The organism is Paenibacillus sp. FSL H3-0329 (genome assembly GCF_037963285.1).
GTDB lineage: Bacteria > Bacillota > Bacilli > Paenibacillales > Paenibacillaceae > Paenibacillus_AQ > Paenibacillus_AQ odorifer.
Genome location: NZ_CP150150.1, coordinates 1,868,669 through 1,891,596, shown reverse-complemented (window position 1 = coordinate 1,891,596; position 22,928 = coordinate 1,868,669). Strand labels below are relative to the sequence as shown.

The 22,928-nt window shown below is 45.0% G+C and carries 15 protein-coding genes; 2 read left to right on the top strand and 13 right to left on the bottom strand.

The window, feature by feature from the left end:
- Positions 1-10 precede the first annotated feature (10 nt).
- From NSQ66_RS08100 to NSQ66_RS08080, 5 genes are all read right to left on the bottom strand, one after another.
- Complete coding sequence (locus NSQ66_RS08100; protein WP_076141370.1) at positions 11-1,792, bottom strand: glycoside hydrolase family 2; 1,782 nt, start codon at positions 1,790-1,792, stop codon at positions 11-13.
- A 58-nt stretch (positions 1,793-1,850) separates the two neighbouring features.
- Complete coding sequence (locus NSQ66_RS08095) at positions 1,851-2,786, bottom strand: carbohydrate ABC transporter permease (protein WP_076141369.1); 936 nt, start codon at positions 2,784-2,786, stop codon at positions 1,851-1,853.
- Between the two features lie 15 nt (positions 2,787-2,801).
- Positions 2,802-3,773, bottom strand: a complete 972-nt coding sequence (locus NSQ66_RS08090; RefSeq protein ID WP_076141368.1) for an ABC transporter permease subunit — start codon at positions 3,771-3,773, stop codon at positions 2,802-2,804.
- An 11-nt stretch (positions 3,774-3,784) separates the two neighbouring features.
- Positions 3,785-5,530: an extracellular solute-binding protein gene (locus tag NSQ66_RS08085; RefSeq protein ID WP_036680971.1), complete on the bottom strand. Its 1,746-nt coding sequence runs from the start codon at positions 5,528-5,530 to the stop codon at positions 3,785-3,787.
- Between the two features lie 404 nt (positions 5,531-5,934).
- Positions 5,935-6,888, bottom strand: a complete 954-nt coding sequence (locus tag NSQ66_RS08080; protein WP_076141367.1) for a glycoside hydrolase family 43 protein — start codon at positions 6,886-6,888, stop codon at positions 5,935-5,937.
- A gap of 495 nt (positions 6,889-7,383) precedes the next feature.
- Here NSQ66_RS08080 and ilvD point away from each other — a divergent pair, with 495 nt between their 5' ends.
- Entirely contained in the window at positions 7,384-9,069 is a 1,686-nt protein-coding gene (ilvD, locus tag NSQ66_RS08075) for a dihydroxy-acid dehydratase (protein WP_036680967.1), read from the top strand.
- Between the two features lie 177 nt (positions 9,070-9,246).
- On the opposite strand, the gene NSQ66_RS08070 is transcribed toward ilvD, so the two are convergent.
- Positions 9,247-10,647 carry a polysaccharide deacetylase family protein gene (locus tag NSQ66_RS08070; RefSeq protein WP_038569525.1) on the bottom strand — a complete coding sequence of 467 codons (1,401 nt, stop codon included), beginning with the start codon at positions 10,645-10,647 and terminating at the stop codon, positions 9,247-9,249.
- Between the two features lie 209 nt (positions 10,648-10,856).
- Between NSQ66_RS08070 and NSQ66_RS08065 the strand changes: the two genes are divergently transcribed.
- Complete coding sequence (locus NSQ66_RS08065) at positions 10,857-12,050, top strand: AI-2E family transporter (RefSeq protein ID WP_038569524.1); 1,194 nt, start codon at positions 10,857-10,859, stop codon at positions 12,048-12,050.
- On the opposite strand, the gene NSQ66_RS08060 is transcribed toward NSQ66_RS08065, so the two are convergent.
- From NSQ66_RS08060 to NSQ66_RS08030, 7 genes are all read right to left on the bottom strand, one after another.
- Positions 12,008-13,825 carry a penicillin-binding protein 2 gene (locus NSQ66_RS08060; protein WP_076141366.1) on the bottom strand — a complete coding sequence of 606 codons (1,818 nt, stop codon included), beginning with the start codon at positions 13,823-13,825 and terminating at the stop codon, positions 12,008-12,010. The genes NSQ66_RS08065 and NSQ66_RS08060 overlap by 43 nt on opposite strands.
- A 164-nt stretch (positions 13,826-13,989) precedes the next feature.
- Entirely contained in the window at positions 13,990-16,062 is a 2,073-nt protein-coding gene (locus NSQ66_RS08055) for a methyl-accepting chemotaxis protein (RefSeq protein WP_081390129.1), read from the bottom strand.
- 47 nt (positions 16,063-16,109) lie between these two features.
- A complete protein-coding gene (locus NSQ66_RS08050) occupies positions 16,110-17,072 on the bottom strand; it encodes an alpha/beta fold hydrolase (protein ID WP_141118487.1) in 963 nt (320 codons plus the stop codon).
- A gap of 1,499 nt (positions 17,073-18,571) precedes the next feature.
- Positions 18,572-19,603: a glycoside hydrolase family 130 protein gene (locus NSQ66_RS08045; protein WP_036675546.1), complete on the bottom strand. Its 1,032-nt coding sequence runs from the start codon at positions 19,601-19,603 to the stop codon at positions 18,572-18,574.
- Positions 19,604-19,679: 76 nt separating this feature from the next.
- Entirely contained in the window at positions 19,680-20,513 is an 834-nt protein-coding gene (locus NSQ66_RS08040; protein ID WP_036675551.1) for a carbohydrate ABC transporter permease, read from the bottom strand.
- Between the two features lie 3 nt (positions 20,514-20,516).
- The gene (locus NSQ66_RS08035; protein ID WP_036675555.1) at positions 20,517-21,398 is read right to left on the bottom strand and encodes a sugar ABC transporter permease; all 882 of its coding nucleotides are present in this window, start codon (positions 21,396-21,398) and stop codon (positions 20,517-20,519) included.
- 128 nt (positions 21,399-21,526) lie between these two features.
- Positions 21,527-22,894, bottom strand: a complete 1,368-nt coding sequence (locus NSQ66_RS08030) for an extracellular solute-binding protein (protein ID WP_036675558.1) — start codon at positions 22,892-22,894, stop codon at positions 21,527-21,529.
- Positions 22,895-22,928 lie beyond the last annotated feature (34 nt).

Here is a 22,928-nt window from a genome sequence, read left to right as displayed (position 1 = left end):
TAAATGTTATTTATTGGATATGCATCATGATGTTGCGGATCGCTTCAAGCGGAGCTTTGGGCTGTCTATCATAGGTGAGCAGTCCGTTGATTTCCTGCTCGACATCCGTCAGCTGGGTATAGCAATACCCTTGGATCACCGGGGAAGTGAACATCGGGTCAACCACAGCCTTGAGCTTCATCAGGAAATCCTCTTCATTCTCTGCCCCAGAATAACCCCAGCCCTCCCACTCACTTTTCTTGAAGGCAATTCCACCAAACTCGGATACGAGAATCGGCTGGCCTTGATACGAAGCTCCACCGACAAATATTTTGCGGTTGGCCGGCATCGCATTTACAGAAGATTCTGCCGTGGCATATCTCTCCTCCAGCACTGCCTGATGGCTCTCATAGTCATGAATAGTCACCAAATCTGTAGTCATATGCTCCCACCCATCGTTATACACAACAGGTCTCATCTCATCCAAGGATTTCGTTAAATGATACATAGCCAATCCGTGCTGCTGCTGGCGTGTATCAATCTGGACATTGGGAACACCCCAGCTCTCATTAAGCGGAACCCAGGTCACGATACAAGGATGGTTATAGTCGCGCTCGATGATCTCCTGCCATTCCTTCGTGAAACGGCGGACATACTCCTCGGAATATTCGTAAGCATTGGCTGCCTCACTCCATACCAGCAGGCCGAGCTTATCACACCAATACAGGAACCGGGGATCTTCTGTCTTCTGATGTTTTCTCACCCCGTTAAAGCCCATTTCTTTCGTCAGCTGGGCATCCCGTTTCAACTCTTCGTCTGTAGGTGCGGTTAGTATCCCGTCAGGGAAGTATCCCTGATCCAGCACCAGTCTCTGGAAATATGAGCGGTTATTCAAGCATAGCTTGCCATTTTCAATCGACACCTTACGCATGCCGAAATAACTCACTGCTTCATCAATTACTTCCTCATTCCGAAGCAATTGGAATTGAATATCATACAAATTCGGATGCTCAGGGCTCCATAAACGTCCAAGACCATGATCCGCAAAATCACCCAAGCCGATAGTGCGCAGCTGCTCAGCATTCATGACCATATATTGATCTTCCGCAATTACTTCACTGTCATACGATACCGTTATGCGCAGCTTGAGCGGATCAGCAGACTTAAATCCTTGCAGAAAGGTTCGAAGCCGGATTTCATTGCGGTCAATATCAGGTGTCATCATGGTTTTACTCAGATGCACTGCAGACAGCGGTTCAAGCCAGACACTCTGCCAGATTCCGGTTGTGCGGGTATAAAAGATGGCAGCAGACTGCTCCAGCCAATATTGCTTGCCCCGCGGCAAGGTGACATCGCGGCTGAAATCCTCTGCGCGCAGTATGATGGTATTCCTTCCTTTGAGCAGCGAAGGAGTGATATCGATCTGAAATGGTGTATGTCCGCCTTCATGCACGGCCACCAGCTGACCATTCACCCAGACTTTTGCCAAATAATCAACGGCGCCGAAATGGAGGACAATCCGCTTCCCATTCCAACCCTCAGGAACTTCAAAAGTTCTTCTATACCACACAACATCATGAAATGAAGGATCTTCAATCCCGCTCAGCTTGCTCTGAAACGCAAAGGGCACTTGAATAACCCGTGAAAATAAACCCTTTGTGTCCGTCCGATACCATTGTTCTTCCTCACCGACATCTTCATCATCAAACGTAAAATCCCATTCTCCATTTAGGCTAAGCCAATCCTTACGGGCAAATTGGGGTCTTGGATATTCTGGACGTGGAACGGATGTGCTGCTTGCTTCTGTCAACATGGTGTACTTCACTCCTATTAAATAATTTCTATATAAGATGAACTTGTTTTTTTGCCCGCTATCCTTTAATCGAACCTACGTAAACACCTTTAACAAAATATTTTTGCAAGAAAGGATATACCATTAATATAGGAAGCGTAGAAACGACGATCGCACAATACTTAACCAGCTCGCGGAAAGCCGTCTGGCTCTGGGCACTATCGATGACTACCCCGCCTGCACTGCCGATCGAGGTTGCGGTTGCATCATTAGCTACTAATATTTCCTTCATTAATAGCTGCAGTGGGAACAGCTGTCTGTCCTTCAACAACACCATCGCATTAAACCATGAGTTCCAGTTCCCCACTAAATAGTATAAAAAGATTACGGCCAGCGTAGCTTTGGACAGCGGAAGAATCACATTCGTTAAAATATGGGCCTGACTTGCCCCGTCAATGGTAGCCGCTTCCTCCAATTCCTGCGGAATGGCTTGAAAGCTAGTTCGTAGGATAATAATGTTCCATGTGCTTAAAGCACTTGGCAAAATCATGGCCCACAAATTATTGTACAGACCAATATCCTTCATTAATAAGAACCAAGGAATCAACCCGCCGCCAAAAAACATGGTGATTGTAATCAGGATCATGATGAAGTTTTTGAAATACAATCCTCGTCTGGATAATACATAAGCTCCCAGAATGGTCATGATCATGTTGACTAATGTGCCTAATCCTACATATATAATCGTGTTTTTATAGCCGTTGATCAGACTGTTATCTTTAAATACCAGCTTATAGCCATCCAAAGTGAATCCCAGCGGTTTCAGCAAAATCCCTTTATGAGCAATCAACATGCCGGGGTCGCTGACGGAGGCAAACAGGATGTGCAGGATCGGATAAAAACACACCAAGGTTAATGCGGTCAACAGAGTATAAAGTGTGCCGTCAAACACTCTGTCGCCGATGGATTTATGTTTTCGTCTTTTTTTCGCTTTACGCTTCAAATTATCTTTCATAGCTGTCCCTCTTTCTTACCATAAGCTGACCTCGGACCTGCGTTTGGCTATTGTATTGGTCATCCAGAGCAGCCCAAAGTTAACGATTGAGCTGACCAAGCCCACAGCCGTGGAATAACTAAGACTGGCTTCTCTTAAACCGCGACGATACACGTAAGAGGCAATAACATCCGCCGTATCATAGATCAGAGGATTGTACAGCAGGATAATCTTCTCGTACCCGGACGACATCAACCCGCCGATGGCAAAAATAAACAGAATGATGATAACTGGGCTGATCTGCGGCAGCGTAATATGCCACATTTTTTTAATCCGTCCCACTCCGTCAATTTCAGCAGCTTCATATAATGAAGTATCGATGGAACTCATCGCCGCAAGGTAGATGATGCTATCCCAGCCGATGCTCTGCCAAATGCCGGAGAAGGTATAAATCGGCCGGAAGAACGCAGAGTAGCCGAGCAGTGAAGAGTACTCTTTTCCGGTAATAAATTGCAGGATTTGCGTGATAATCCCTTCATCTGCGGCAAAGATATGAATGATCCCGCATACCACCACCAGGGAAATAAAGTGCGGCATATAGGTGATCGTTTGGACCACTTTTTTAAACTTAACCCCACGGATTTCGTTCAGCATCAAGGACAGAATAATCGGGGCTGTAAATCCAAAGGCAATCCCCCAAACATTGAGGAGAAGGGTGTTTTTAACGACCCGCCAGAAATAAGGCCCTTGGAAAAAATCAATAAAGTGCTTAAACCCTACCCACTCGCTCTGGCCAAACCCCAGCAGGGGTTTAAAATCCTTGAAGGCGATCATAACCCCCCACATCGGCCCGTAGCAGAAAATCAGGAACCATGCTACAACAGGGACGGCCAACAGATAGACAAACCAGTTCTTTTTCAAATCCTTCTTAATCACTAGCTTGGTATTTTTAGGTTTGGCGTCCTGAGGAATGGGCTTTATCGCTCTGTTTTTTCGTAATATTTCCATAAAACAACCACCTATCGTTTGTTATATCGATCTAAGGCTGCCTGATGGATACTCAAAAACTCTTCCAGTCCCATGCTCTGAGCTTCTTTCAAAAATTTATCATAGGCATCTACCGGCAGGTCTCCCATTATGATTTTTGCAAAATACTCTCCGCGCAGTGTCGACAGCTGGTTTCCAAGCTCGGCTTCCCGCGAAGCTTCATCCTTGGTAAAGGAAATAGGTGGCATAGCCATACTGGTGTCCATATTTTCAGTCCAATTCTTGCGAATGTCTCCCGAATAACTTCCTTTGGCAGCGATCAGCGGGTTGGAATGATGCTCATCCCGGATATCCGGCCAGTTGTGCATCCGGTATTTCCATAAGGTTGTCGATACGGGCTGACCTTCAGGGTCTTTAAAGATATAACTGTTCTCTGGATAATAAGGCATTCCCGTGTCATCAATCAGGTGGACCGTGCCGTATTCACCAAAGTTAATCAATTCCCAGCCCTTTTTACTGTAATTAAAATCAAGCCAAGCCATTGCCGCTTCTACATTTTTGCTTTGCGTTGTGATCGCAGCTTCGATCCCCGCTCTTTTGAAATTTTTGTACGTGGTTGCGGACTTATCTCCTTTGTTTAGAACCGGGTTCAGTGCCCCCACAAAGTCGATACCGCTTTGCTCTTTCCAATAACTCCACATCGTATCCGGAGAGTCCATCATCATCGCGGTATCTCCCGAAATGGCACTCGCCATTCTCTGGTTAAAGTCTGCCGTTGCCCAGTCCGGGTTCAGTAATCCTTCTTTGTTCCATTGCTGCATGGTGGTCAAATATTCCTTAGCTTTCGGCTGTGCTGGCCCCCAGGCCACTTTGCCATTCTCATCAAGGAACGTCCAATCCCATACTCCATATGCGCCATTTATGATGCCGGTAAAAATCTGGCCGTAAGTAGAGCCGTAATTAAGTGGTGCTTTGTATCCGACTTCCTTTGCTTTTGTCAGGAAGGTATGCCATTCATCAATCGTATTTGGAACTTCAAGCCCTGTTTTATCCAGCGCCTCTTGCTTAATCAACGTTCCAAACCAAGTCCACTCTGAATATGGGGCGATGCCATAAAAGCCAAGCAGCTTGCCGTCATCCGTGACCGTGGTTTTTCTTCTTGATTCATCCGAATTGCGCCACTTCGTATAGTTCGGAGCATTTTTCTCCATCAGATCTGTCAGATCGATATAAGCGCCGTCATTTACGCCCGCTTCAAAACCTCCCGGATAACGTCCCGGCTCAATGATAATGTCAGGCAGTTCACCGGAGGAGATCATCAGCGTGAAGGCATCCGCTTCCTGGCCGATTGGCGGCGTGATGAAGTTTACTTTGATTCCCGTTAATTGCTCCACCTGCTTCTGGACAGCATGATTGTTCATATCCGGAATATTGGAATTCGCAGGCATCCATACATCCAGAACCACATCACCTTTAACAGGATAAGCTGAGTAATCATTTGGAATGACTTCATCGAAAACGTCGCCGAGGTATGTATCATTCAAGGAATGATTAACTTCGTCGATTTGCTCTTGCGTTGGGGCTGTATTGCCGCGTATGTCTGCGCTGATATCTGTAAACTCAACCGGGTCTTTGGCTGTGCTCTCGTTCTCTTTGTTGTTGGAGCCACCGTTATCAGCCCCATTGTTTGCACTGTTGCCACTACATGCTGTTACAGTCGAAATGATCAGTATTAACACAAATAAAAGACTAAAAAAACGCTTTGCATTGTTCTTCATACTTAACCTCCCACTATAAAATATTTGCCACAACGCCTTAAGCAAATCCAAAGCTTGGAACCACGCTCCTTTTTGCCCTGTAGATAACTCCCCTTGATTAATACAGTTTTTCTGTATCTCAGATCGAATTATAAGCATCCAAAATCCATATGTCAACGCTTTCAAACAATAATTTTGTAATCTTACGAACTTTTCTCAAACAAATATATGGCTACACCATCTACAAACCTATTAAAAAAACGTACTAAACATCTGTATTTTGGCGAAAAACCCCTTATAACACAGGCGTTTTTCGTCAATTATTATCGACAGCGAATAAAAATATCTGCATTACATGAAAAGGCCATTCATTACAGTTTTTCTGTAATGAATGGCCTTTTCAATCTTGTTTTTCTGTTTTATTCTTATTCTCCCGACGGTACGGTCTGAGCAAGCGTATCCCTACAAGGAACCCCAAAATCCGGTGTCCCATCCACCTTCCACCCAAATTTCTGGATACGGGTTGCTCGCAAAGACACATCCGCTCCAGCGGAAGGAAGCGCATGATAGACTATCCAATCTTCCTTGCCATCAGGAGATCGTGTGAAGCTATTGTGCCCCGTGGCAAAAATCCCGTTCTCTACACTTTTGCAAAATACAGGCGACATTGATTTTACCCATGACAGCGGTTGCAAAGGATCTGCCGCTTCGCTCATGGTGAGCATCCCTAGTGCATAATCCTCAGACCAAGTCGTACTTGCCGAATAAACCATGAAAATACGATTGTTGCGCCGCAAAATTACCGGACCTTCGTTAATCGCCATGCCACCTTGCTTCTCCCATGACAGAGTTGGAGCGGTAAGCAGGTGATGCTCCCCTTCTAAGGTCCAAGGATTACTCATTCGCATAATGTAAATAGCCGACCCATAATCAGGGAAATGACCATATCCCGCATACAGAAAGTACAGCTGATCCCGCAAAGACATTACTGTTCCATCCAACCCTGGGACAGGTGTCTGCAAAGCACCTCTCCATACCCACTGCCCTTCCAGCGGGTTTGCCTCTTCATTCTCCAGCACGCAAATCCGTCGTGAATCGTCGCCTCCTCCGTCATTCGCAGTGTAGTAAATGTACCATTTGTTGTCCAAATGATGAATTTCCGGCGCCCACAGATTGTAACTGTAGCTGCCCCCCGGTTCGGGAGACCAGATCACTTTCTTGTCGCCCTCCGCAAGGCCGGTCAAGGTTCTAGATCTCGTCAGCTCCAGACATTTAGCTTTTGTGGCCATAAAGTAATAATAGCCATCGGTATGTTTGAATACCCATGGGTCTCCTGAGCTTGCTACAATTGGATTTAAATAAGTTGTACGCTGTGACATTCCCTTTCCCTCCTTAGCTTTTCATCCCCGTAAAAACGATCCACCGCGGCGATAATAATACACAAATCCCGATTTTCCAGCACCTCCCATAAAATAATAACTCCCATCATACTCAGCTCTCCTAAAGTTGTCTAGAGTGGTAAATAGATACATCCGAACCCTGATCCATTTTCCAAATAAAGCACTTTCCTTTCGAAAATGAGCTTTTCCTCCACTTCCCACGCTTTGCGTCAATCGACAAACTTCACATTGTCCGGTAGAAAAAACGTGCTCTTTGTGATAGACTCACTAATAACAATGACTTCTCCGTTCATTTTAGGCGGTAACTGTTTATACCAAAACAGCGGCTTTTTTTTATAGAAACGGCATCGCTTTTCTTATTGAGGAAGCAGGTCCCCGTTCTTTCTATAAACCGTATATACGCAGGTCTTTGGAGTTCATTGCGTTAATGCGACACTATATTTGATTGAAATTCATTTAGGGGGGAATGTCATTATGGCAGCCAAGAAAATGCGTTCAGACATGATTAAAAAAGGCTTTGACCGTGCTCCACACCGTAGTCTCCTGAGAGCAGCCGGAGTAAAAGAAGAAGATTTCGGAAAGCCGTTTATTGCGGTCTGCAATTCCTATATTGATATTGTTCCAGGGCATGTGCATTTGCAAGAGTTCGGTAAAATCGTTAAGGAAGCGATTCGCGAAGCTGGTGGCGTTCCTTTTGAATTCAATACGATCGGCGTAGATGACGGAATTGCTATGGGACATATCGGCATGCGTTATTCACTGCCAAGCCGCGAGATCATCGCTGACGCCTTGGAAACCGTAGTTTCCGCGCATTGGTTCGATGGCATGGTCTGCATCCCTAACTGTGATAAAATTACACCGGGCATGATGATGGGCGCACTGCGTGTTAACATCCCAACCATGTTCGTAAGCGGCGGCCCAATGAAAGCCGGCGTAGATAGTAAAGGTAACAAGCTCTCTCTGACCTCGGTATTTGAAGGCGTTGGTGCTCACCAAGTCGGCAAAATCAACGATGCAGAGTTGCTTGAATTAGAACAATTCGGTTGTCCAACCTGTGGATCTTGTTCCGGAATGTTCACTGCCAACTCCATGAACTGCCTTGCAGAAGCACTTGGACTGGCATTGCCAGGTAACGGTACAATTTTGGCTGTTGCTGATGAGCGTAGAGAATTTGTTCGCAGATCCGCAACACAACTGATGGAATTGATTAAGCTGGATCTTAAACCAAGAGATATCGTAACTAAAGAATCCCTTGATAACGCATTTGCACTGGATATGGCAATGGGTGGTTCTACTAACACAGTGCTGCACACCCTTGCATTAGCTCAAGAAGCAGGTATCGATTATCCGCTTGAACGCATTAACGAAGTTGCAAACCGTGTTCCATATCTGGCTAAGCTGGCTCCAGCTTCTGATATCTTTATCGAAGATGTGGACCGTGCGGGCGGCGTTAGTGCTGTATTGAATGAACTGCTGAAGAAACCAGGTGCTCTGTTCGGGGAATGTATGACCGTTACCGGCAAAACATTAGCCGAGAACGTAATCGGACACGAGATCCAAGATACTTCCGTAATTCATACTATCGACAACCCTTACTCCGAAAGAGGCGGTCTGGCCGTACTTTACGGAAACTTGGCTCCTGAGGGTTCTATCATCAAGGTTGGTGCAGTTGATGCTTCAGTAGGCGGATATCATAAAGGTCCTGCGATCTGCTTTGATTCCCAAGAAGCTGCACTGGAAGGTATCGCCAACGGTAAAGTTAAAGAAGGCCATGTAGTCGTTATCCGCTATGAAGGTCCTAAGGGCGGACCTGGAATGCCGGAAATGCTGGCGCCTACTTCACAAATCGTGGGTATGGGGCTGGGTGCTAAGGTCGGTCTGATTACAGACGGTCGTTTCTCGGGGGCTTCCCGCGGAATCAGTATCGGTCATATCTCTCCAGAAGCAGCTGAAGGCGGTCCGATCGCTTTTGTTGAGGATGGAGACATCATTGAACTGGATCTCAACAACCGGAAGATTGAATTGCTGGTTGAAGAAGAAGTATTAGCAGTTCGTCGTACAGGTTGGAAAGAATTCGAACCTAAAGTTAAAACTGGTTACCTGGCTCGTTACTCCAAAATGGTTACCAACGCAAGTAACGGCGCTGTGCTGAAGATCTAATCCCTTTAGCAGAAAAGAATATTAAAACAAGCAAGAGCAGTCCCACCTTAGTATTTTTACTGGCGGGCTGCTCTTTTTTTAATTATCCCAACAAAAAAATGTTCCACAACCCAACGTTGGATTGTAGAACATCTCTTTACACGTCCACTGTATAATATTTATCAATAAGATCATGAATCAATTTGTTACTGTCGCACCTGGCATTTCTACTTCCGCAACCGAATCATTAAGTGACAACGATTCTTCCTGTTGCGATTTGCGTTTTTTTGCAGTTTTCGGATGATGAGGCAGCTGTTGATTCATCTTTTTGAGCAGCTCTGAGACAGGCATCAGGATAAGCTTCGGCACAAGGACCTCGCTCCGTTCTTTAAGCCTTGCCCCACCTGCTGGATGAATCACACTTAACAGGATCCTTAAGTAAAATTTAGAGGAACGTGCGAATAAGCCATCCGGCAAATCGCGTACGGTAAAGCCGAATTTCTCCGGTCCCCGGTTAATCATGCTGACCCCGTAAAGCGCTTTGGCTTCTGCAAGATCCACATCCTTGGCAATGATCTCAGCAAGAATGGGCAGATCCTTTTCCATTCTGCGGATCATTCGAATCGCAAGTTGAGCGGAAGAACGTGAATGAATTCCTAATTCGAACAACTGTTTATTATCGATGTGCAGCTCAATGACTTTGTCACCTTTACGGAGCAGTGCTCCACCCTCGAGTTCAACCGGTTCGCCCTGATATTTCCGCATCCGATAATGCAGGAAAGGATCTGACGGAGTAATCGTTTGGAGATGAAAAAGAGCTTGAAATACCTGTTCCCAAGCTAACCAAAGTCCTACAAGCACCCGTTTACCAAAAGATAAGCGCCGGATAGGTGACGTCTCAGCCATCTTAATCATTTCGTCAATCCGAATGCTGCGCAGTCCCCGTTTACGGGCTTCCTCCAGTGTCTGCTCAAGAGCCACAAGCATATTCCCTGGAGCATCCGCATCTGCACCCAGCGTTGTGCCGCTATCATGCAACAACATCACTTCCCCGGGATTTAGACGGGCCAGCATCTTCTCAGTAAGTTTTTCGGCGCCGAGCTTCTCACGCCAATCGCCAAACATTGCCGACCAAAGCACAATTTCAACTTGGCGTCGTTTGGAAATATCAAATAAATTGACAATGCCCCAAGGTGGACGGTAATACGTACTGCGTTCGCCAATAATATTATAAATAATATCATTCGTACGTTGAATCTGCCGGCGGACGGTTGCTGGCCGCATGAGCCAGTTCGTCTTGTGAACATAATTATGAATCCCGATGAGATGTCCCTCATCATGGATACGCTGAATAAGATCAGGATAACGTTCAGCATTAGAGCCTACTACAAAAAAGGTCGCTTTTGCATCATACCTCTTCAGTAATTCCAGCAATAATGGTGTAAATCGAGGATCAGGTCCATCATCGAAGGTCAGAGCAAATTCATTTCGCCCAGTTCCTTTACGAAAGACACGGTAACCAAAAATCCGGCTGATCATACCAGGGATAAAAGCATAAAATGATGAGATGTAAAATAACCAGAGCAGCAAAGTCTGCATATTAATTCCCCGCTTTTCCAGAGTTGACTTTGGCTCGCCTAATGTCTGCAAGCAGAACCTGTGAAACGGCCAAGTGAAGTAGAATAAAAAAAACGTTACCCCCTATTTTAACACATGTATCAAAGAAATAGACGCTTTTAAAGTAAAATCATGTACAATGTAATCAACCTGGCATATCCACTTATAAAAAAAGGGAGTTGTTTATATCTATGCTGCCGTTATACAAAAAATATTGGCGCACATTTTTTGACATCGGATTAATTGTCCTCACGGTTTATTTAATTATGTTCTCCTTTAGTAAACTGTACCAGTTAGCTGCACCTGTATTCCTGTCTTTTTTTGTATTTTTGCTTATCGAACCCTTGGCCCGCTTCTTGAACCGCCGTGGTCTTGGTAAACCTTTCGCCTCCGCTATTTCAGTGTTGCTCTTTCTGATTGTGCTGTTAGGTACATTATTTGGTGCCGGTCTACTGATTACGATCCAGGCCCTTCACTTCCAAGAGAACCTCCCTAAATATACATATGTGGTGCAGCAGCATTTTGTGGAGACCACAACCTACCTGCAGCAAAAAATAGATAACTTGCCACCCGATATTACGAACAAGGTCAACGGCTACTTTAAAGATGCCACGGATGTCCTAACAGGATGGCTGATTACTTTTCTAAAATATATGGCCGGTATTCTTGGCTCCTTCTCCACCTTCATGGCCAATTTCGGGATAGCCATCATTTTGGCATTTTTCCTTAGCATGGAGATCAAAGATTGGCGTAAAATCGCGCATGACAAAATGCCAAAAACTTTTAAGAACGCCTTTGCCTTTTTACAAGGCAATGTTTTTAAAGCCATCGGGTCCTATTTAAAAGCACAACTTATTCTGATCAGCATTACTTTTGCCATAGTTCTGGTCGGCTTATTTATTCTGCGAACCGGCAACGAAATCACAATGGCGTTAGTCTGCGCTGTATTTGATGTTTTGCCTCTTCTTGGCGTGACCACAATTTTAGTCCCTTGGATCATCTATTTGTTCATCGTGGGCAATACTTCACTGGCTATCGGATTAATTATCCTCCTTGCCATTGTACTAATTGTTAGACAGCTGCTTGAGCCGAAGATTACCGGGAATTCGATTGGCGTATCCTCAGCTTTCCTTATGCTGTCGTTCGTCATTCTGTCCACATCTGCTTTCGGTATGGCCGGTCTGATCCTGTCGCCGATTCTGCTTATTCTGATAAAAGAACTGATTCAACAAGGGTATCTTCAGAGCTGGATCTATCTTCCGCAAGAGGAATTTATCGTTTCGCCCTTTGCTGCTAACGGTCCAGCTTCCAATCATACCAGCTCTGCGCCACCACCTGAACCTCAAGCTCCAGAGGGAACCGATGATAGTAAATCCAACACTTGACCAAACAGCTTAACCGCTAGATGTGAACTGTCCGGAGCAACGTTCTCAACCGCTACCGACACAGCATATCTGGGATGATCCACCGGCCCATAGCCGATAAACCATTGATTGTTACGCGGCACACCCTTAACAAGGGTTTGTGCCGTACCTGATTTCCCGGCAACCGGCCATTTCGTGCTCTGCAGACTTGTGCCGGTTCCATCCGTAACTACTTTACGCATCCAGGACAGCAGCTGGCGGGCTGTAGATTCTGAGATCCTCCCGGCAGTTGAAGGGGAAAGATGACCCGGCAGATCCTCTAGCTTTTGCCCATTTGCAAAGGTTACACGCTGGAGAATTCTTGGCGCTCTCACTTCCCCACCATGCAGTAACGTCACTACCAGGTTGGCTGCCTGAAGTGGTGTCACTTGCACATCTCGCTGCCCAATGGCCGTCTGCACTCTGGCGCCTGGATCATCCGGCAGCAAAGAAGTGAAGATCGTCCCCTTCTGCTCACCGGATAGTGGCTTAAGAACTGGAAAACCAAGCGTATTCTCCGCTTGCCAGCTAATATCTCTTCCGAGCCCCAGCGCGAGTGCTGTCGCTTGAAGCTGCGCCCCACTTAAGCGCTCTGCCAGCGCAGCAAATACTGTATTACAGGACACGGCGAACCCTTGCGCCAGCGTGAGGGCGCCGTGTCCTTTTCCTTTTAGACAAGATAATCCATATTTCTCATATTGCCCTGAACAATAGAAGAGCTCATCCGCTGAGGTGACCCCGGCTTCTAGTGCCGCGGCTGCTGTGACGATTTTGAAGATTGATCCAGGTACAGCAGCCTGCAGCGCCCGGTTATTCCACTCTCCCCCTTCAGGGGATATCTTCTCTGGGTCGTAAAAAGGTAAAGATACCATGGCTTCAATATCTCCCGTTCCGGTGTCTAACACCACCACGGCTCCTTCCTCCATTCCAGCTTTGACAGCTAACTCCTCTATTTGTTCCTGAAGCTTTTTATCAATCGTTGTATATAAAGACAGCGGATAATACGGATTGCCCGGGGCCCGCACTTGAATGGGACTGCCCGGGACACGTTGCCCGCGCGCATCAACCTGAGCGTATGCCTCAGTATGCCCGACGCCTCGAAGCAACGGCTCCAGGGTCTTTTCTAACCCGTCCGTTCCTGTCATCGGAATTCTCAGCCCCGATGGCGATGCCTTCCCATCAGTGTTTGGGACCGCTTCCGATAAATATCCAAGCCACTGCCGTCCAGTTGAATTTCCATCATATCTGCGAGCAAAGGGAAGCACGCCTACTCCGTCGATCCCCAGCGCACTCACTTCTTTTGCTTGTGCGGATGTAAGTGCGAGCGGTCCTTTTCCCACTGAGGATGGCCAAAGCAGAGGTTCTTTAAGGGAAGAGCGCTTGTTTAGCAATTGCTCATAACTCACTCCAAGGATAGCTGCCAATCGGTGCATGGACTCAGCTTCTTCGTATACAACCTTCGTCACGGTATTCCTAGCCTTCGCCTCTTGAGGAAAAAAAGCAGCCGTCCAAATGGTTTCCCCGGCAAGGGGTTCACTCTTTCGGTCATACAGGCGCCCCCGCCCAGTATCCAATACAGTCTCCCGTTCGCTTTGAATTTCCGCCATCTTTGCAAGTGTATATTTCGTTCCAGGGACCGTCTGTTCCTTCATAAACAGTTGAATCCACGCCAGCCTAAGGACCAACACGGCTACCACTGAACTTAAAATAATCAGTCCGCCGAGTATGCGTCTGTGGACATTATTGTGCAATCCCATTCCTCCTGACTGACGTTCATAGCCTTTATTATGTCCCACCCGCTGGATTATTTACACTCATGCTTAGTTAGCTATTTTATAACCTTTTGAATAGCACAAAGACCAGTCCCAAATAATTGGAGACTGGTCTTTGTATTGAAAATAATTACTGAGGTTATGCAAGGTTACAAATTAAACTTGGACAGTTTTTCTTGCAACTGCCGGGACGCATGCTCAAGCTGCTCAGACAGCTCCACTAAATGATCACTCACACTTTGTTGCTCTCCGCTAAGCGAAGCCACTTCTTGCGAAGCTGCTGATGATTCCTCTGCAATGGAGCTGATATTGCCCATGGAATTTGACAGCACCTTTTGGGATTGGCTCAAGCTATCCATCGATAAAGCAACAGATTCCAAACGTGTAATAAAATGACGCATCTGATCCTGTACAGATACGAAGATATCGCTAGTGCTCTCCACTGAAGTCACCTGCTGATTAAAAAGAGGGGCTACTTCCGAGAGAACACCTACGGTCTCGTTCATATCCTTCATAATGGTGTCTGTTATATTAGCCACCACAGCAATGGAATCTTTGGACTGATCTGCAAGCTGGCGTATTTCATCGGCCACTACCATAAATCCCCGGCCGGACTCCCCTGCCCTTGCCGCTTCTATCGTTGCATTTAGAGACAAAATATTCGTCTGCTGTGTAATATTCTGCATAACATCAAGCACCTTCATCACTGATGATGTGGTGTCTTGCAGCTCATTCACTTTCAACACGAGCTTATTCGTCATATCGCCCGTCTTATTGGTTTTGCCAAGCAGCTCTTTTAACTCATTAAAACCTTCTTCACTAAGCACGCCGATACTATGTGCGGTATGATCCATCTCATGCGTAGCTGAGTTCACTTTGTTCATTTGCACCGAAATTTGCCCCGTAAGCTCGTTGCCCTGGTCCGCCTCCAAAGCCAGGTTGCCTGAACCTCCGGCAATTTCTTCTGTTGCAGCGGCAATCTCTTTGGCGGCCATCGCTGTCTTACGCGATACCCCACTAAGTTCATTGGCCGTTTCCATTACCTTTCGAGCCGTTTCATTAGTATGGATAACCAGTTCTGTGATCCGTTCCATCATCCTATTAAAGGAACCCGATAACTGACCTATTTCATCTCGTGAGGTAATCTCTGTGCGTACTCCAAGATTCCCATCTGCCCCCTTAGACATTAAATCTTTAAGCCGGGTCAAGGGCTTGGATACCATTCTGTACATCCAGTAACCAATTAGAATGGCGACAATAGCAGCCACCGCAACAATAATATATGTAGTTTTTAGAATACGAAGTGCGTCTTTCGTAAGATTCTCAGCCGGAACAACACCAAGCAATCTCCAGCTGGAGCTTTCCATCGTCCCATACACAGCTAGTATGGATTTCCCTTTCTCATCCTTCGTTGGCAATGACCCCGCCTCATGCTCCAAACCATGAAGAAGGGTCCCTCCCAGACTGAGATAAGTATCTGTTCCTACTTGCTGGGACGATGCGATCAATTCATCCTTATCCGTCAGCAATTGCATGTAAGAGCTGGGTCCGAGATCAACTTTACGAAGCTGATTTTCTAATTCACTAATTCTAATATCACAGATAATTATGTATCCCGGGCTTTGTGTATCCCCAGCTATCGATTGTGCCAAATGAAACATACCCGAAGTATTTCCTTCTTGTTCTTGTACTGTCCGGGGAATCCACAGTGTTTGTGGTTCCTCTTCAAGCTGCTTGAACCATGATGATTCTCTGAATTCCTTGATAAAAGCGCTGTCTTTTGATCCCGCTGAAGAAGTGGGGACTTCCTGATTCATCGGGATGAGGTATACAGCTTCTACCCCCTTTGATGCGGTCAGCCAGGCATTCAGCTCGGCGCTAATCTGGTTAGACTGCAAATTACGTTCCTCATTACTTGTAGTGGGATTATTCCCTTGTTTGAGTGCATCCTGAATCTCATTGTTGTAAAGAATTCTTCCTAGGCCGTCCTCATAACGCAATAATTCAACATCAAACTTCTCTGCAGCTTGGACGACTGTCTGTTGATTGGCTGACAGCGCGTTATTCTCGATCGTTTGCTCAGCTACGGAATAGGAAATGTAGCCAAGTGAGAGAACGAGCACCATTGTTGAGATGAAGAAGATGAGAAAAAGCCGCACCCCAATCGATTTGGCAGGGTGCAGCTGGAAATGCGCCTTTTCTTTTTTTGCTTGCGACTTCATCAATTGTTCACCACCGTTGTCTTCAGTTATGCCTGCTGGCTTATCTCTTACAAGGTCATGAACAATTCCAACGCCCGATCGGCAAGATATGGTAAATACTCATGACCGTACTCATAATAAACCATAAGCTCTTTGGACGCTAGTATTTTATTGTATGCGGCAAATTGAGTTGAAGGTGGACAAATCGTATCGGATAACCCGGTAACCCACAGTACTTTAGCCTGAATTCTTTCCGCAAGATTCTGAATATCGATATAGCCGAGCCTATTAAAAATCTCATCCTCACGCAAATGATGGGGATCAAAAAACCGGAAATAATAGTTGATCTCCTCATAAGCTGAGGTGGTAATATCCAGTTCCCAAGCACGTTTATAATCTGAAAGGAAGGGATACACAGGCAAGGCTATTTTTAAGCGAGGCTCTAATGCTGCACAAGCGACAGTAAGTGCTCCACCTTGAGATAGTCCAAAGGCACCTACACGCTCAGGATCAACTTCATCCATAGACATCAGAACTCGGGCAGTCTGTGCCGTATCCAAAAACACATTGCGATAATAAAGGTTATCTGGATTAGGATCATCCATCCCTCGAATGATATGTCCACGTATCGTGGTGCCCTTTACGGTAAGATTATCTTCGGAGAGGCCGCCCTGTCCGCGACAATCCATCGCCAGGACGCTAATCCCGTGGGCAGCATAAGCCACCTTCTCCATCCAATCCCCGCTGTCACAGGAGTACCCATGGAACATCACTACACCGGGGCCTTTTTTATGTACGTTTTTCTTCGGTCTTACATATTTGCAATGGATTCTTGCACCGCCAACACCGGTAAAATACAAATGAAAACATTCCGCAAGTTCACTGACAAACTCCGCCGGCTCCAGCTCATAATCCAGCGGCTGTGCATCCAGATCACGTAATGCCCGCTTCCAAAACTGCTCGAAATCACCCGGCTTTGGACTACTTCCGTTATATTCCTTTAACTGTGACAAATTCATGTCGCTTCCCAAAATAATGATCCTCCTTAAGTTATGTAACGATATTGTTCACTTGCTGTTCGTAACCGCGAAGCATCATTGGAGTTACTATGCTAGATAGAAACGGAAAACCCAATATGGGTTTTCCGTTGGTGTATGGATATTTGCGATGGGATAGTGGGACGGGATAGTGGGATGGGTTAGTTGCGTTTTCTGCGACTGAATAGTTTAATTGCAGCTCTGAGCTGGATAGTTGCACTTTGTGCAGCTATATTTCAGCTGAATATGTGTGTTTTCCTCTTAGTTGCACTTTGTACAACTAAAAAACAGTAAAAGGAGCTTTTGGAGGTTACTTGGCTGATATAGTTGCACGAAGTGCAATTATATCGCCTAGTAACCAAAGAAATGTTAGTTTAAGTGCACAGAGTGCAACTATTTAGTCCTAGAGTAACTAAGCAACAGAGTAGCAGAATCACCAACAGATCCACATTCACCACTCACTCGCTGCTTGCCTATTACCTTCACAACTAATCATATTCTACGTGCCTATAACCTTCTTTTTACCTCTACAACCCCTCACATTCCACTTATCCGCTATCTTCTTATTACTTCTACAACTAATCATATTCCACGTACCAACTACCTTCTTATTACCTCTACAACTACTCACATTCCACTTATCCGCTATCTTCTTATTACCTCCACAACTAATCACACTCCACGTACCTACTCCTTCTTATTACCTCTACAACCACTCACATTCCACTTATCCGCTATCTTCCTCTTACCTCCACAACACCCACATTTTCCACCTTGCCCATTAACTTCTTTATAATCGGCACAGTAACAGCTTCTGGCTGGATAGTTGCACTTTGTGCAGCTATTACAGCTGAATATGTGTGTTTTCTCTCTTAGTTGCACTTTGTACAGCTAAAAAACGGCAAAAGGAGCTTTTGGAGGTTACTTGGCTGATATAGTTGCACGAAGTGCAATTATATCGCCTAGTAACCAAAGAAATGTTAGTTTAAGTGCACAAAGTGCAACTATTTACGTCAGAGCCATAGAGTTGCACTTTGTGCAGCTATTACAGCGGAATATGTCTTTTTCCCCTTTTAGTTGCACTTTGTACAACTAAAAAACATTAAAAGGAGCTTTTGAAGGTTACTTGGCTGATACAGTTGCACAAAGTGCAACTATATCACCTAGTAACCAAAGAAATGTTAGTTTAAGTGCACAAAGTGCAACCATTTACGTTAGAGCCATTGAGTAGCAAAGCCATGGAGTAACCAAGCCACAGAGTGACTAAGCAACGATCGCCAACAGAGCCGAATTCCCCCCTCACCTGCTACTTATCTATTACAAGCAATATTGAGTTGTTCTGTTGCACATTCTGCAACAGAACGGAGGCCGCACATGGCAACCTCCGCACTGAGCACACTTAACAACACCAATCCCAACACTTCTTTCGAACTCTACGCTACGCAATTCTCCGGACAAGCAAGCTCCCTGCAAATATAGGTCATTAAGTCCAATTAGATTTTGCCTAAACCTGCATCATCGCCAACCTCTTCATGAGTTTCGATGACATAGTTGACGATTTCATTAACCGTTGTATAAGCAACGCCTACATAAGTATCAGCAGCGCCATAATAAATGGCGATACGGCCGGTTTCTGCATCATGCAGTGTGGCACATGGGAACAGGACGTTATTCACAAAACCTCTTTCCTCATACCATTCTTCTGGCGTTAATACAAAGTTTTTCGAGCGATATTTTACTTTTGAGGGCTCATTGATATCCAAAATAACCGCCCCCATGCTATACACAAGACCGTTGCAGGTTCCAGTTACGCCATGGTAGAACATCAACCAGCCTTCAGTAGTTTCAATCGGCGCTGGTCCGCCACCAATTTTGACACTTTGCCACCAGCCTTGACCACCCTTGGTCATTACATGGCGATGTTTTCCCCAATATACGAAGTCAGGGCTCTCACTAAGGAACACATCACCAAATGGCGTATGGCCACTGTCACTTGGACGGGACAACATCACGAAGTTATTGTTGATTTTTCTAGGGAACAGTACGCCGTTCCGGTTGAATGGCAGGAATGGGTTTTCCAAGCTGATAAATGTTTTGAAATCTTGTGTTTTAGCTACACCAATAGCTGCGCCGTAGAAATCTGTACACCAGATAATATAAAATGTATCTTCAACCTTCACCAGACGTGGATCGTAAGCATAACGCGGCTGATAAGGATTACCTTCTTCATCTATAAATCGGATCGGCTCATCATCGATTTTCCAATCCAAACCATCCACACTATGTCCCATACGCAGATGCGGACGAGTCGTGTTATCTTCTACACGAAATACACCAATAAAACTGCCTTCATACGCAGCAACCGCACTATTGAAAATACGGGCTACACCTTTTGCAGGATTTCTTTTGATAACCGGGTTATCATTATGTCTCCAAATCGGATTCTCGTAGCCAGCAGGCTTTTCTTGCCAAGGCATGTTCGGGATGTTAATTGCACTTGCTCCAACCAATTTTACTTCACTCATTAGTATTCCCTCCAAATGTATGCAACTTTTCAGTATGCTATTTTATCTAGTACTGTTATTAAATTTACTGTTGAACTCACTTTACAGAACCTTGCGAAAAACCATTGTAGATATATTTTTGCAAGGCGGTAAACACAACCAATGTAGGTATAATTGCGATCATAATCGCCGCACATATTACTTCCCACTGCGATCCATATGGACCTTTAAACTTAAAGAGTGCTGTGGAGATCGTTTGCAGATCTGTTTTCGGCATATAAAGGAAAGGGGTGTAAAAATCGTTATAAATATTAACACCCTTCACGATCACTACAGTTACAATCGCCGGCTTCAACAATGGCAAAATAATTCTCCAATAAATCGTCCAATACGAAGCTCCGTCCAGCATCGCGGATTCATCTAGTGACTCGGAGATCGAATCCAAAAACTGCATGAAGATATAAACAGCGATAATATCCGTGCCCAAGTACATAACGATTGGCGCCCATCTGGTATTAAATAATCCCAAGTGATTGATGATTTGGAAAGTAGCCACTTGTGTAGTTACGCCTGGAATCAGGGTAGCAATCAGGAACATACTAATTAGGATCTTACTGCCTTTAAATTTGAAGCGCGATAAAATATAAGCCATCATCGAACCCGTCAACGTGGCACCCGCAATAGAAATCACAACGATAATGACAGTATTTTTAAAACCGAGCAGCATTTTCCCGTCTACAAAAGCCTTTGTGTAGTTGGAGAAATTCAACCAATTCTCTGGCAGCGTTAACGGTCCGGTAGAAGCATATTCCGTTCCGGTCTTTAATGAAGCGAAAAACACGACCACGATAGGTATCAAAGCTACAAGTGCTCCCAAAATCAAGGTGAGATATTTGAATATACTAGCAGTGGTATATTTTACAGAATGCATAGTTTATTTCTCCTCCTTGATCAGAACGCGCTGCAAAATAGTAACTATGATAACAATACCCAGCAATACCACGGCCATCGCCGATGCCAAACCAACCTTGCTGTATTTGAAAGCTACATCGACCGTCTGAATAACGAATGTACTACTTCCGTTTGATCCGCCTGTCATGACGTATGGAATTTCGAATACCCCAATGGCGCCACTAACCGCAAGAATCAAGTTCAATTGCAGAATACGTTTAATGCTTGGCAAAATAATATGCATAAACTGATGCCATCTGTTTGCACCGTCAATTTCAGCGGCCTCATAGATATCCTTACCGATAGAAGAAATAGCTCCAAGAAAAATCAGGAAGTTCATTCCCATGTATCTCCACAGTGATGCACCTGCGAGCGAGAAGTTAATCAAATTAGGATTCAGTAGCCACTTCTGCTGCAGACTGCCAAGCCCAATCAGATTAAGAATCGTATCTAGCGTTCCATCTGGTTTGAAGAAGAAGAGAAAGATAAAACCGATCGCTACACCGTTTAGCAAGGTCGGGAAGAACAAAATCCCTTTAAACAAGTTTTTCATGCGAACACTAAAGCTTAAGATGGTTGCAAAATACAAAGCAAGTGCCATCTGAATAAAAGTGGTAAAGAAATAATACAAGCTGACCTTAAACACAGAAAAATACTCAGGTTTTGTAAAAATGGTCTTGTAGTTTTCTAAACCGACATATTCCATATTTTTGCTTAATCCATTCCAACTGGTGAAGCTGTACCGAAACATACTGATGACTGGATAATAAGCGAATGTGAGCAGCAATAATATCGGCACTAATGAGAATAAGATGATGATAGCGATTCTTTGATTTTTATAACTCAAATTTGAAAACTTAAACACCCGATACACCTCCAGAAAAAGCATCCTCATTTATTTAAGACTCGTTTAAATGTGAAGGGGGAAATGCTTGTTAGCATATCCCCTCCCACATTCACTACCGCCTATAGCATCTAAGAAGCTTATAGTTGTTACTGTGCTGTGACTTTAGCGCGAGCGGCTTTCCACTTGTCGTTCAGGTCTTTCATGATGTCATCATAGGATTCTTTTCTGTTGCCAATCGCTGCTTCAATAATCCGTTTCTTGAAGTCTGGCTGCCAAGCACCGATCTCAGCTTGTTTGTCGATTTCATCAGACCAGCCTTCTTCACCAGCTTTAGCAGGAGCAAGAGTATCAAAGGTTACATCTGTACCTTCATATTGTTTCAGGATTTCTGGAAGCTCTGCACCGATAGCCGGGCTCATACCGCCGCCTTCAGTTGTAGGGTAATTAGATTCGTTGATGAACCAATCCACCCAAGCTCTAGCAGCTTCTTTGTTCTTACTGTGAATGCTGACACCCAGATTGTAGTCACCAGCAAGCGGCACAAGGATTTTATCCGCATTGGTTGGGAAAGGCATAAATCCAACATCGTCTGGATTTGTAGCCAGGCCTTTGATTTGGCCAATCGCCCAAGATCCAAGCACCATAGTCCCAATTTTTCCGTTGGCTAGATCAGCTTTGGAAGATTCCCAGTCTGTTGTAGTTGGATCTTCTTCAATCAAACCTTTTTGTGCTGCATCGTACAGAATTTTGTACAATTCATAGTGTGGTTGACCCGCTACATAGTTGTCGTCGCTAGCCACTTGAGCAATGTTCACATAATCACGGTCACCAGCTACTGTAGCCAGATCCGCTTCCCATTGTGTCAATGTCCAGCCTGCTGCGTAATTTGTGTAAAGAGGAACAGCTTGTGTTTTGTCTTTAATAGTCTGCAGAGCATTCAAGAATTGTTCAGGGGTTTTGGGAACCTCTGTAATTCCGGCATCTTTGAAGACTTGTTTGTTATAGATAATGCCGTTAAAGTTGATGGTCATCGGAATACCATAGGCAACTCCGTCTACTGCACGTTCTTCCAGCCCTGTGTATTGTTTGCTCATTTCTTCAAGCTTGCCAAGGGGTTCGAAGAAATCAGGAATATCTTTTACAGCTATGCTAGTAGGTAACAAAAGAACGTCGCCATAATCACTAGTGCTCATACGAATTTTAATTTGGTCTTCGTAAGTAGCGAGCGCTTCAAAGTTCACCTTTACATCAGGATATTTCTCATTGAATTTAGCCGCATACTCTTTGAATACGGTATCAACAATATCTGTTCTTTGCGTTATGACTGTGATATCCCCTTTGATATCCTTGGCTGCTGTACCATCGGCTGGAGCAGTTGCCTCTGCTGAAGAACCATTGTTTCCTGTGTTTTTAGCAGCTTCATTGTTAGTGTTGTTGTTTGAGGAACAACCGCTAAACAATCCCGCCACAAGTGTTAGTGCCATCAAGCCCATCATTGTTTTGCCTTTTTTCATGCTGTTACGACCCCTCTCTTCAATTCAACTCTAG